Origin of the sequence: Pseudoalteromonas sp. LC2018020214 (assembly GCF_016598755.1) — a bacterium.
In the GTDB taxonomy this organism is placed as follows: Bacteria; Pseudomonadota; Gammaproteobacteria; order Enterobacterales; family Alteromonadaceae; genus Pseudoalteromonas; species Pseudoalteromonas distincta.
The window spans coordinates 902,177-915,144 of record NZ_CP066804.1 but is presented as its reverse complement, the minus strand read 5'-3'; the positions used below and the strand labels follow the sequence as shown (position 1 = coordinate 915,144).

Sequence of the window (12,968 nt, the reverse complement as noted above, 5' to 3'; positions counted from 1 at the left end):
ATAACCTTTTATTATTTAGGTTTTATAGGAACTATAATTCCACCACGCTGTAAATCAGTACTCGCAGCAGTCATCGCCTCTTGAGAGAAACTCACTGTATCAGATTGTAGGGTTTTAGGGCTAGCAGTTTGTTCCATTGCAGGCTTTAATTGTTGTGTTTTGTTGTATGCTTGCATTTGTAATTGGCTATTAGCTGAAACTTGCATGTTATTGATCCTTATAAAAGTTTTAATTATATTTGGTGAAACTTTTAACCACATTATTATGTAGATAAATGCATTACCTGTTTTAAGCAGTGATAGCTATTTTGCTATCTATCTTATACAAAGCAACCAATGTGCCAACTTTTTTTGACGCATTAAAATTCACTCAAAAAATATAATCAAACTAAACAACTCCGACCAGTTTACTGCAAATATAAAAAAACGCACAGGGATAACCGTACGTTTTTTGTATCCAGGGAGTTTAAGCTACGTATTTACACGGGATCTCCGCACGTGTACTTAGCTTCAAAATATATTCCATTGCTACTTCGTCACAATTTTCTTTACGAAGGCAAAGTTCACAATCTTTCATTACTTTTTCAGGCAAAGAGTCTTTGCTACAAAAAGTAAAACGTTGCTGTTCAAAAAAATCGGGTACACGGGTCAATACAATAACTCGGTTAAGTGCCAATTTTTTGGCTTTAGCAAGTAGGTGCTCTACAAGCTGTCTACCCTGCCCCGTCACTTTACTTTTTGGGTCTATACCCAATGAGCGTATTTCAGCAAGGCCGGTATCGTAAATGTATAACGATGCACAACCTGACACTTTTCCATTTATTTCAGTAACTGCAAACTCGTTAATAGAGTGCACCATATCGCTTTTTGCACGAGGTAGGTTTTCGCCTACCGTTGCCCAGTGCTGTATAAGTGTGGCTATTGCCTCTACATCATCTAAATTTGCATCACGTACCGTTATTTGCTGTTTTTTTTTGGCTTCTTTAACAGCATTAGTTACTTGCTCAATAGACGTCCCACCAAGCGCTTGACGCGCTTTTATACACGCATCAATTTCAAGTACTGGGTAAACATCGTCTTCAAATACAGTGTTTACTGATTTGTACTGCTCAAGTGATAGCTCCTCAAGCGTTTTACCTTCGCTAATCGCAAGCTGTACAAGTACACCCACAATGTGATGCCCTTCTCTGAATGGCACACCTTTAGCAACTAAGTAATCAGCAAGCTCGGTGGCATTAGCGTGGCCGCCTTTTGCCGCTGCTAACGTTTTATCGCCATTTACTTTTACGCCTTTAATACATGCTTGCGCCATATGAATACATGCAAGCCATGTTGGCATAGCGTCAAACAGGCCTTCTTTGTCTTCTTGCATATCTTTATTGTATGCAAGTGGCAGTGCCTTTAATGTCATCATCATAGCGCTAAATGCACCAAATACACGTCCGGTTTTACCGCGAATAAGCTCGAGTGCATCAGGATTTTTTTTCTGAGGCATGAGCGATGAGCCTGACGTGACGTTATCAGCAAGCTCTATAAATCCGGCTTCACCCGAATTATAAAAAATCAGATCTTCAGACATACGAGATAAGTGAATCATCGAAATAGACGCACAACTTAAAAGATCTAACACGAAGTCACGATCAGATACGCCATCAAGGCTATTTTTTGTAGCCGCTGTAAAACCTAATCCGTGGGCTAATGCTTGGCGATCAATCGGATAAGCTGTACCTGCTAATGCACCACTGCCTAATGGGCAAAAATTCATGCGCGCTTTAGCATCTTGCAGGCGGCTTTCATCGCGCTCTAGCATTTCTACATACGCCATACACCAGTGGCTAAACAATACTGGTTGTGCGCGCTGTAAATGCGTGTAACCTGGTAATATTGTGCCAAGCTCTCGCTCTGCAAGCGCTACAAACTCGCCTTTTAGCTGTGCAATGGCATCTAGTAAATGATCGGCTGTATCACGGCACCATAGTCTAAAATCGGTGGCAACTTGGTCATTACGGCTTCGGCCTGTATGTAATTTTTTAGCTAAATCACCTACTTTTTCAATTAGAGCAGCTTCAACATGTGAATGAATGTCTTCTGCACCTGAAGTAGCAACTGATTGTGGATCAGCTTTAACTTCTTCAAGTAGCTCATTTAATGCAGCAACTAATTTTGTATGCTCATCACTTGAAAGTACATTTACCTGTTCAAGTGCACCAGCCCATGCCACAGAGCCAATAATATCTTGCTCTGCTAACTGGTAGTCAAAGGGAAGAGAGTCGTTAAATTGCTTAAACGCCTCATCTGGACCCGTAGAAAAACGTCCGCCCCATAATGCCATGAAATCTCTCCAAACCCTGTAGTGCCCCTTTTATAAGGGGCTATAAATAATTTACTTTTTAGCCAATGCTGAAATTCTGCTTGAAAGCGAGAATAAACGAATAAAGCCTTCAGCGTGTGACTGGTCATATACATCATCTTCGCCAAATGTAGCAAATGCTTCGCTGTATAAGCTATTTGGTGATTGCTTTTGAACCGCAGTTACTTGACCTTTATATAGCTTAAGTACCACTTCACCTGTTGCCACTTTAGAAAGTGCTTCTGCACCGGCTAATATAGAATCTTTAAGTGGTGTAAACCAACGTCCGTCGTACACTAAATGTGAAAATTCACCACCTAGTACTTCTTTCCATTTACGGCTTGCTTTATCAAGCACTAGCTCGTCAATGGCTTGAAGCGCAGCCATAATTACTGTGCCACCTGGTGTTTCATAACAACCGCGTGACTTCATACCTACTAAACGGTTTTCTACAATATCAACACGTCCAACGCCATGAGGCGATGCAATATCGTTTAATTTAACTAAACAGTCATATGGTTTAAGTTCTTCGCCATTTACAGCAACCACTTCGCCTTCAACAACTTTTAAAGTTACTAGTTCTGATTTATCTGGTGCTTGCTCTGGAGAGTTAGTCCAAGTCCATACTTGCTCAGTTGGTTGACACCATGGATCTTCAAGCTCACCACCTTCGTGCGAAATATGCCAAGCGTTAGCATCACGGCTATAAATTTTTGTAGCAGATGCTGAACACGGAATGTCACGCTCTGCTAAGTAATCAAGTAATGATTCACGACTCGATAAGTCCCACTCACGCCATGGCGCAATTACTTTTAAATCTGGAGCAAGGGCTGCAAAACATGATTCAAAACGAACTTGGTCATTACCTTTACCAGTACAACCATGAGAAAGTGCATCAGCACCTACTTTACGTGCAATTTCAACTTGTGCTTTAGCAATAATAGGACGCGCCATAGACGTACCTAGTAAATAAGTACCTTCGTAAATTGAGCCCGTTTTAAGTGTTGGGTAAATGTAATCACTTACCATTTCATCTTTTAAATCAACTACGTAACATTCTGAAGCACCTGAAGCGATTGCTTTAGCTTCTACGCCTTCAAGTTCTTCTGCGCCTTGGCCTACATCCGCTACAAACGCAACAACTTCACAACCGTAGTTTTCTTTTAACCATGGCACGATAGCCGATGTATCAAGACCACCTGAATAGGCTAAAACGACTTTTTTAATTGAACTCATAGGTGTTCCTTAACAAAATTTGGATTTAGTAATGTAACTAGCAAAGCATTTTGCGCGTGCATGCGATTCTCTGCTTGTTGAATAATTTTCGATGCTGGACCATCCATTACCTCAGAGGTAATTTCAAATTCACGGTGTGCCGGTTGGCAATGTAATACCGTAGTTGCACCTGTTTGATCTAGCAATGCCTGATTTAATTGATAAGGCATATATTTTTCTTTAACTTGCTCAAGCGGTGTTGTATCACCCATTGATACCCAAGTATCTGCATATACAACGTTTGCACCCACAGCCGCTTCAACACGGTCACTTACCATCACTGATGCGCCATTCATTGCCGCTATTTGCTCTGCCTTTTTAAGGATTTGCGAATCAGGCGAGCTGCCTTTTGGCGTTACAGCAACAAAATCAGTGCCAAGCGTTGCCGCTAAAAGCATTAATGAATGAGTTACATTGTTGCCCTCACCTAAGTAAGCCACTTTAAGCTCGCTCACATCGCCGTGAACTTCTTGAAGCGTTAAAAAATCAGCAAGAGCTTGGCATGGGTGGTATAAATCACACAAACTATTTACTACCGGTACTGATGCGTATTCACCTAATGTAGTTAATGTGCTGTGCTGATTTACGCGTGCAACAATACCATCAGCCCAAGTAGAAATATTAAGTGCGAAATCTTTAATTGATTCACGTGCCCCCATAGCGCCATTTTGCTGATCTAAATAAACTGCATGGCCACCAAGGCGGTTAATACCTATATCAAACGATAAGCGAGTACGTAAACTTTGTTTTTCAAACAATGTTACGATTGATTTTCCCGCTAATACGTTGCTGTATTTTTCTGGTTTTGCTTTTATATCTTGCGCTAACTTTAATAAATTAAGTGCGCCTTCTTGGTCTAACTCTAAACCCGTTAAAAAATTCTCAAACATAATAAACCTATGGTGTAATCTTAGTTCCGACATGCTCGCCTTGTAGCAGAGCAGTTAAATTTTCTGGCTTTTGCCAGCTGGAAATATACACACCGCGTCGTAAATGTTGGGCAGCGTGAAGGCTGGTCTTAACTTTGACCTCCATCCCGCCCACAATTACTCCATTTGTAATTAAAGTATCAATGTGTTTTGTGTCAAGTTGATGTAACGGCTGTTTATTTTCGTCAAGCACTGCTTCAACATCCGTCATAAAAATAAGCTCAGCATTTAAGTTACTAGCAATAGCCGCTGCTGCTTCATCTGCATTTACGTTGTACCAAAGCCCTTGCTCATCAAAGCCTATAGAGCTAACAATCGGTAGGCGACCGATTTTAAGTAAATCATTAACAATAGAATCGTCGTTGCTTTTACATTTACCCACTAAGCAAAGCGCTTTTAGCTTTTGAGTGGCAGTAACACCTGCCTCAAAAAGGCTTAAGCCCACAGGCTTGTGCCCAGCACTAATAGCTTGAGTCATTAATTGTTTATTAGCGCAACCTGCGAGTGCACCCACTATATAAGGCATTTGCTCTGCTGGGCTAATACGTAATCCTTGGTGTTTAGCACTGGCAAAACCCGCTTGTTTTAACCATGTATCAACTAAAGCGCCACCGCCATGTACAATGACAAATTCATCATTTGTTTGCTCACTTAATACATCAAACAACGCTTTTGCTGCATTTTCTGTATTAAGGACTGCACCACCTAGTTTAATTACCCACGTTTTTTTACTCATTTAAAACGCTCCTTTTAAACCAGTGGTATGATCTAAATTCATAGAAATATTAATACACTGCAAAGCTTGTCCAGCAGCGCCTTTTAATAAGTTATCAATAGCAGACATCACAATTAACTGCGTTCCTTGTTGCTGCCAGCCAATATCAACAAATGGCTGCTTAGCTACACCTTTAATTGAAGGTACTTTATCGCCTAATAAACGAATTAATGGCTCGCTCGAAAGTACTTGATAAGCCGATGCAACGTTTTCCTTGGTAACGTCTGGCTTAAGCTGTACATAAATAGTTTCTAAAATACCGCGCGGAAAATTACCTAAGTGCGGTGTAAACAACACTTTGTGGCCAAGGTGTTGTTCAATTTCAGGGCCGTGGCGATGGTTAAACAAACCATAAGGTGCAAGCGACACTTCACAAAAATGCGTTCCTACACTGGCTTTACGCCCTGCGCCTGTAACGCCCGAAACCGCATTAATAATAATACTTTCGCTGCTCAATAAGCCTGCTTGCTTAAGCGGTTTTAACGCATTAAGCGCTGCTGTTGGGTAACAACCTGCAACAGCAATTAGCTTTGCATTAGCGATAGCATCATGGTTCCACTCAGCTAGACCGTAAGCCGCTTCATTTAAAAGCTCTGGATGTTGATGCTCAAAACCATAGTAAGTAACGTAGTCGTCATTGTTTGCTAAACGATAGCCACCAGATAAATCAAATACCTTTTTACCCATAGCTAAAAATTGCGGCGCTAAATCAACACTTACTTTGTGATCGGTACATAAGCATACGTAATCAGCATCACTTTGAATGTCATCAAAAGCTGATACGCTAAGAGGAAGTAAAGGGCAGTCTAGTAAGCCAAGGTGCTCTGGGTATAAATCACTTAGCAATTTATTTTTATCTAAGCTACCCTCAGATACATAACAGCCTGTTAAAGTTAAGTTTGGATGCTTAGCAACTAAACTTGCTAACTCTGCGCCGCTGTATCCGCTTGCGCCAATAATCACTACATTCATTTGTTACTCGTTATCTTAAAATTAATTACTACTTATCTATAATGTTCGCTTAAACTAGCTTAGACGCTAATTAAGTCTTTTTTATTAATGAATTTTGATTATCGTCGCATTATTTTCATGGCGTTACTTTTAATATATTTATGCTTAAAAAGTGAATTGATATTCATCATAAATACTTTTATATTGTTATGCAATTAAATTGAATAATAATTTTGGATTTTTTTATGCCTTTGCCTTCGTTTATTTCCATGTACCAACAATTGATTGCAGCCCCTTCTATTAGTGCGATTGAAGACAACCTGTGTATGAGCAATAAAAACGTAATTGAACTCCTAGCCAGTTGGTGCGAAACAATCGGTTTTACGTGTGAAATTATAGAATTAGAAGGAGGTAAAGGGCGCTATAATTTATTAGCAAAACGCGGAGAAGGTGATGGCGGATTAATGCTAGCTGGTCATACCGACACAGTGCCTTTTGATGACAGTCGTTGGAACCATAATCCATTTAAACTTACCGAACTCGATAACAAATTGTATGGGCTAGGAAGTATTGATATGAAAGGCTTTTTTGCTTTTGTATTACAAGCGATTAGTGAACTTGATGAAAAGCAGCAAACTCAGCCTATTTTAATCCTTGCCACCGCCGACGAAGAAACAACGATGGCTGGTGCACAACAAATATGTAAGCACCCTAATTTAAAACCTGCGCGTTGTATAATAGGCGAACCTACTGATATGACGCCAGTATTTATGCACAAAGGCCATATGAGTACAGCAATAAGAGTAGTTGGTCGCTCTGGGCATAGCTCCGATCCCGAACGTGGTCTTAACGCCATTGAAGTAATGCATAAAGTGATTACAAAATTGATGATCTTAAAAGAACAATTAAAGCATAAGTATTCAATAAACCACTTCGAAATCCCTTATCCAACATTAAACTTAGGTAATATTCATGGCGGCGATAACGCGAATAGAATTTGTGGTTGCTGTGAAATGCATATAGATATGCGCCCATTACCAGGTTTAAGTGTACAAGAACTACAAGCATTAGTACTCGATGCAACGAAAGAGATAAATCAGCAATACCCAAATGCGGTGAGCGTTATTGATTTACATGAACCAATACCGGCATTTAGTGGGAGCACCGACAGTGCTTTAGTAAAAATGGCTGAAAAAATAGCGGGGCAAAAAGCGGTCGCGGTAAATTACTGCACTGAAGCGCCGTTTATCCAGCAACTCGGTTGTGAAACGATTGTAATGGGCCCAGGCTCAATTAACCAAGCACACCAGCCTGATGAATTTTTAGCGATGGAAAAAATAAAACCATCACAACAAATAATCACTGATCTTATAAAAGCAAATTGCTTTAACTAATAAGATTACAATAAAGGCGCCAATTGGCGCCTTTATTAATACAGAACTAAGGCCTAATCACCTTTAACTTCTAAGTTAATAAACTTAACTAGTTCTTCAGGTTGCCCTACTAGCATCATAACTTGTTGGTTAATTTCCATCATAGTTTTACCTTCAGGTAGCTTTGCAGACACACTGAATGAATTTAAACCTTTCGCAAAGCTGGTTAAAGCCTCTGCAATATCTTCAGTTACAGGAGCTTGTTGTAACTGTTGCTCTAGCGTCATTCCCATTTGCTCAAGCGTCATACCTTGCTTTTCAAGCTCGCTTGATAGTAAATCTTTTAATTTACCTTGGTTATTTAAGGCAAAGCTAACATTACGCGGCTCTAATTTACTCATTGCTTGCATAACAAGTGTTTGCTGCTGTAATTCTTGTTCATACGTCAGCGGTTGATCACCCGCTTCTTGCTGCGCCTTGCTAATAGCTAATGAAGCATCCATTAACGCTTTTGAATTAGCTAAACCCATATCCATATTAAAACTAACAATGTCTTTTGCATCAAGCTTAACTACTACATCACTATTGCCAGACTCTTCATCGTAATCAAGTGATGAATGTAAGTCGTAACTTGCCGACGCTAACATTTCGTTTGTATCAGCTGGTAATTTTGATACGAAGCTTTTATCAAACTGAAAGCTTTTTACATCAAATGATGTATGTGGTGATATTTTATCCGGCTCGTAACCAGTTATTTCAATGCTTTGAATATTAGCAACATTGTCACCTTCAGGGCTTATTACTTCCATGTTTGTTATTTCTACACTCTTTGAAATAACACTTGCCGATAAACCAGCGTATTTAAATGTAGCGCCAGTTTGCTCGCTTACTAAAGCAAGTTGCTTATCTACTTCTGCACGCACTTCTTGAGTTGCTACGTAGTTTGCGTAACTAACACCACCCACGCCTGCGGCCACAAGAGCTGCAACTATAACTAATTTTTTCATGTCATTTCCTTATTTAATTCTTTCTATAAAGTGTCTCAACTTAAGAGTAACACTGAAGAACATCACCGATAAGTGTTAATTAATCAAACTAAATAACTCATGTACGGTTTTTACAGGGGTAATTTTAGCGCCTAGCCCTTCCATCGATTTATGGTAATTGCGAAATGGAATATATATTTCTGTAAAACCATGTTGTGCAGCCTCTTTAACACGCGGTACACCACTGTCTATTGGGCGTACATCGCCGTTTAAGCTAAGTTCTCCCATAATACACGTGGTACGAGGTACAACAAATTCGTTTAAACTGCTAAGTAACGCGGTTACTAATGCTAAATCGATGCAGGTTTCTGTCTCATCAATTCTTAAACCACCCACAATATTAAAAAACGTATCGTGAAATATTTTAGTTTTAGTATGCTTACGTAATATACCGGTCAGCATTTTTATACGATTCATATTTAAACCAACACAAACACGCTGCGGAAATTCAGCTTCTGTTTCGGTAGTTAAACATTGAATCTCAAGCAATAAATTACGATTCCCTTTACGAATACAGGTAATAGTAGAGCCAGGTGAGTCGGTAGTTGAACCCGATAAAAATATTTCACTTGGATTATCAACGCTTAACATTCCACGTTCACACATTTTAAAAATGCCAACAGTATCAATATCACCAAAGCGGTTTTTATTTGCCCTAAGGGTTCGTATTTGCCCATCGTTGGTATCTATGTGTAAAAGCGCATCAACAATATGTACAAGTGTTTGAGGGCCTGCTATTTCGTTATTTTTATTTACGTGAGCAATAATGAACATGGTTACATCATTTTGCTTACAGTACTGAGTTAATGCTTGGGCGGCGCTTTTTACTTGCGAAGGCGAACCTGGGCTACCATTTGCCGTATCGGTTACAACAGCTTGAATAGAGTCAATAACAGCAAACTTAATTTTATTTCTCTCGAGCTCTTCGATGATGGTTTCAACGCTCGTTTCAGAAAGTAAATAAAGCTCGTCCGGGTTATAGTTTAACTTTAAACGATTTACCCTGTTTTTAAACTGCGATAAAGATTCTTCTGCCGTACAGTAAAGTGACGGCATCCGTTGTGACATTCTCGCCACTAAGTCAGATAGCAAAGTTGTCTTACCCGCCCCCGGATCGCCCGAAATTATATTAACAGAGCCAGTAGTCACCCCGCCGCTTAGTACGCGATCAAGCTCGCCGATTTCAGTTAGCTGCTTTTCAGCCTCTGATGTAGCAATATCATTGATTTTTTTAGAGCCACCACCAACACCACCAGCATAACCACCAACGTTCGCTCGTATTGATGCTTTTTTACTGTGCCCTGCTGAAGGCTTAAATTCCGCTAATGTGTTCCACGCACCGCAGCGACATTGACCCTGCCAACGTTGATAGTTCATGCCACATTCGGTACAAACAAATTCTACTTTTGCCGCTTTAGCCATTGATAACTTTACCTACTATTCTTTAATTAAAAAAATTCTTACTATTAAGCGCTTATTTTGCCATTTCAGGCATTTACTTAGCAACAAACTCTTGCCTGCTTAAAAATCTAGCGTCACAATCAATAAATACACATGGTGTTTCTTTTTAGCTATAATTTAGGGCATACTTTTTGCTTTGTAATAGTTTAAAGTAACTTGCCAATAAAATGGCAAATAACACATACATAACAAGAGCTAAACAGTAGTAACTCAAATAATTGTACCTATATTAATAACATAGAGCGATTTAACGTTTATTGAACTTCTAATAAATGGACTTAACAGTATACCTACTTTTTCAATTAGACGGTGATGGTTTTATAAATGGCTGATGACATAATGCTCAAACACGAAGACCTCGTGAATGAGTTAAAAACATATTTAGGCAACGCTAAATTTGATCTAATTTTCAAATCAAAAACCGCAGGGTTAACCAAACCTGAGCAATTTTTAATGAAAATGGAAATGTCGCGTTTATCTCAGCCAGTGGCACGTTTTGTTGATCTTCGTGGATTAGTGACAGGCCAAGTAAAACCATATGAGCATAACGGCAAGCAACACTTTATGGATGACACAGCCATTGAAGTGTTTGAAAAAGCGCTTAAACAACATGGTGAATACACCTTAGCTGTTTACGAAGCCGTAATGAATACAGAAAATAACCACCGCGTATTACAAAAACAAGCAGCCGAAAAATCAGAGTTACAAGAGCTAGAAAATAACTTAAACACTGAAGTAATTAAGTTTGCCTCTTACGAGAGCCGCCGTGAAGAACGGATGAATTACTCAATAAAAGTAACGATTGATTACAAAGATAAAAAGAACATTGCTGCTAGCACCTCAGATATATCTTTAAGCGGTTGTAAAGTTAAGCTTGCAACGCGCTACTCTATAAAAAAAGGCGAACTCATCGCAATGCGCTTAGTAGGCCTTGAGCAAGACTTTGAACTTGGCCTAAAAAACGGTATTCAATACGAAGTTGTTGCAGTAGAAAATATCTCTCGTGAATTTAATCACATCCGCTTAAAGCGCACTTATATAGAAAACAACGATGCCTTTAATGACTTTTTAGAAAGTTTTATTCATGGTAATAAGCGTCGTTATAAAGTAAATCTAGATAATACGCTCGATGCTGTAGTATCAAAGGGGTATGAGCAGTACTACATTCCTCGCGTAACGTCATTATATGTGTTTTTAAGTAAAAAAAAGGAGCAATATTACCCAAGCCTCAGCCTTACCACTGAAAATAATATTTTTATTCAGCGCTACTTTACCGATGAAAAAAAAGTACCGTGCTTGTACAATATTCTTAATCATCAGCGTATTACACAATTACTAACTCAAATTACCGCAGTAAAAGAAGATTACCTCTATACATTTACACATATATCATCAGGTAAAATTTATTACTACTCAGCGACGCGTACAGAGTTAAATAACAACCCTAAATTACGTGATCTATTTTTAGGTTTTGGTAGCCAAAAAGAGAGCTGGCAGTGCTTTAAAATACAAATAATGCCAAGTCATCCAGATGATTCTTTTATACCGCTTTCACTACCCAATAGTGCCGGTGAAAATATAGAAAAATTAAATAAGCCACCTTCACCTCGTGTAAAAGGCCTTATAAAAGATGTTAAGTATATTGTTGTACTTACAAATATTGGCAATAAAGCTGAGCAAGAAAATTATAAACAACTTACTTTTGATAAAGCATTAGTAAATCAGCTTAAGCACTTTGGCCACGCAAAACACAAAACACCACCCTACTTAGATATTGTGCCACTTGAATACGTAAATTTACGCTCGCATAAGCGCTATCTTTATAAAACACCAGTTAGTGTTACTATTAATGATGAGGTATTTAATGGCTATACACGTGACTTTTCGGTAATGGGTTTGCAGTTAGAGTGCGAACAACCTGCCACATTTAAAAAAGGCGATATAGTACTTTTAGCATTCCCTGAACTTCAAAAAATAACTAAAAAGCATAAGCTTAGTGAACTAAAGTACGAAGTAATGGCCATCAGTAAGTCATTTACTACTATTAACCTAAAAGCAAATCGTATTGCTGATTTACCCCATGCTGGCGTGACCTTTTTCACTCAGCTAATAGAAGGTAATAAAGACAAACTTAAAGTATCTGAAGAAGCACCTAAAGTAGAAGGCTTATCTACCGCACTTAGAAATATGGTTACAAAAAGCGTTTGCCAATTTCCGCTATATTTACACAAAGAAGCTGCACACTTTAAAACCGGCGCAATTGGATATGGGTTATACGCCAGCCCTATTCACGTAATTTTGCAAAACTTTGGTTTATTAAGTAACAAAACTGACTTTTCGAGCATTCTGACTGAAGAGCAAATTATTAATGTAATAACACCAAATATCAAAGATCGCAGCCGCCAAGATGCACCACTTGCTTTTACACTTGCTATTAACTTCGACCCTCGAAAAGGCAGTATTGAAGAGGCTATTGTTAGCCAATGCGCTTTAGGTGAAGACTACTCAAGCTTTTATAAACAAATTAGTAAAGGCATTACATCGCAACTTATATTCGTAATGCGTTTGTATATATCGCGCACAGGTCGCCCCGATACTGATTATCTTTCTAATGAGCTAAAATACGTAAGTCAGTACGCAATGCACAAAGCTAAAGATTTAGAAGAAGCCTTATGGGCCGTAGCTGGTGTGGGTGATGTAGTAGATATAACTGAAGAAGCGCTAAGCCATTTAGAACTTAAAAAAGAGCAAGTTGCACAAATGAGCCGCCGTAAGCTAATTTGGTTAAACCGCTTACGTTAAGCGGTTT

10 protein-coding genes are annotated in these 12,968 nt (G+C 39.0%); 2 read left to right on the top strand and 8 right to left on the bottom strand.

Translation table 11 applies throughout. The features are described from left to right. Window positions 1–11: 11 nt before the first annotated feature. The 6 genes from JG479_RS03995 to argC form a co-directional block, all read right to left on the bottom strand. On the bottom strand, window positions 12–206 hold the full coding sequence (locus tag JG479_RS03995) for a hypothetical protein (protein ID WP_138488647.1): 195 nt from the start codon (window positions 204–206) through the stop codon (window positions 12–14). Between the two features lie 259 nt (window positions 207–465). Then, window positions 466–2,331, bottom strand: coding sequence for an argininosuccinate lyase (gene argH / locus JG479_RS03990; protein ID WP_149602222.1), 1,866 nt, complete (start codon window positions 2,329–2,331; stop codon window positions 466–468). 51 nt (window positions 2,332–2,382) lie between these two features. Beyond that, complete coding sequence (locus JG479_RS03985; RefSeq protein WP_007377844.1) at window positions 2,383–3,585, bottom strand: argininosuccinate synthase; 1,203 nt, start codon at window positions 3,583–3,585, stop codon at window positions 2,383–2,385. Continuing rightward, a complete protein-coding gene (locus tag JG479_RS03980; protein WP_002958764.1) occupies window positions 3,582–4,514 on the bottom strand; it encodes an ornithine carbamoyltransferase in 933 nt (310 codons plus the stop codon). Before JG479_RS03980 ends, JG479_RS03985 begins: the two co-directional genes overlap by 4 nt. 7 nt (window positions 4,515–4,521) lie before the next feature. Further along, a complete protein-coding gene (gene argB / locus JG479_RS03975; RefSeq protein WP_200220016.1) occupies window positions 4,522–5,289 on the bottom strand; it encodes an acetylglutamate kinase in 768 nt (255 codons plus the stop codon). Next, window positions 5,290–6,300: an N-acetyl-gamma-glutamyl-phosphate reductase gene (gene argC / locus JG479_RS03970; RefSeq protein ID WP_200220015.1), complete on the bottom strand. Its 1,011-nt coding sequence runs from the start codon at window positions 6,298–6,300 to the stop codon at window positions 5,290–5,292. A 224-nt stretch (window positions 6,301–6,524) separates the two neighbouring features. Between argC and argE the strand changes: the two genes are divergently transcribed. Beyond that, the gene (gene argE / locus JG479_RS03965; RefSeq protein ID WP_039484904.1) at window positions 6,525–7,673 is read left to right on the top strand and encodes an acetylornithine deacetylase; all 1,149 of its coding nucleotides are present in this window, start codon (window positions 6,525–6,527) and stop codon (window positions 7,671–7,673) included. Window positions 7,674–7,726: 53 nt separating this feature from the next. Here argE and JG479_RS03960 read toward each other — a convergent pair whose 3' ends face one another. Beyond that, window positions 7,727–8,659: a hypothetical protein gene (locus JG479_RS03960; RefSeq protein WP_200220014.1), complete on the bottom strand. Its 933-nt coding sequence runs from the start codon at window positions 8,657–8,659 to the stop codon at window positions 7,727–7,729. 75 nt (window positions 8,660–8,734) lie between these two features. Then, a complete protein-coding gene (gene radA, locus JG479_RS03955) occupies window positions 8,735–10,120 on the bottom strand; it encodes a DNA repair protein RadA (protein WP_200220013.1) in 1,386 nt (461 codons plus the stop codon). Window positions 10,121–10,483: 363 nt separating this feature from the next. Here radA and JG479_RS03950 point away from each other — a divergent pair, with 363 nt between their 5' ends. Further along, the gene (locus JG479_RS03950) at window positions 10,484–12,961 is read left to right on the top strand and encodes a PilZ domain-containing protein (RefSeq protein WP_138488642.1); all 2,478 of its coding nucleotides are present in this window, start codon (window positions 10,484–10,486) and stop codon (window positions 12,959–12,961) included. Window positions 12,962–12,968: the final 7 nt, after the last annotated feature.

Coding starts and splice junctions, on each gene's coding strand:
- JG479_RS03995 (WP_138488647.1), bottom strand. CDS start 206: ATGCAAGTTTCAGCTAATAGCCAATTACAAATGCAAGCATACAACAAA.
- argH (WP_149602222.1), bottom strand. CDS start 2,331: ATGGCATTATGGGGCGGACGTTTTTCTACGGGTCCAGATGAGGCGTTT.
- JG479_RS03985 (WP_007377844.1), bottom strand. CDS start 3,585: ATGAGTTCAATTAAAAAAGTCGTTTTAGCCTATTCAGGTGGTCTTGAT.
- JG479_RS03980 (WP_002958764.1), bottom strand. CDS start 4,514: ATGTTTGAGAATTTTTTAACGGGTTTAGAGTTAGACCAAGAAGGCGCA.
- argB (WP_200220016.1), bottom strand. CDS start 5,289: ATGAGTAAAAAAACGTGGGTAATTAAACTAGGTGGTGCAGTCCTTAAT.
- argC (WP_200220015.1), bottom strand. CDS start 6,300: ATGAATGTAGTGATTATTGGCGCAAGCGGATACAGCGGCGCAGAGTTA.
- argE (WP_039484904.1), top strand. CDS start 6,525: ATGCCTTTGCCTTCGTTTATTTCCATGTACCAACAATTGATTGCAGCC.
- JG479_RS03960 (WP_200220014.1), bottom strand. CDS start 8,659: ATGAAAAAATTAGTTATAGTTGCAGCTCTTGTGGCCGCAGGCGTGGGT.
- radA (WP_200220013.1), bottom strand. CDS start 10,120: ATGGCTAAAGCGGCAAAAGTAGAATTTGTTTGTACCGAATGTGGCATG.
- JG479_RS03950 (WP_138488642.1), top strand. CDS start 10,484: ATGGCTGATGACATAATGCTCAAACACGAAGACCTCGTGAATGAGTTA.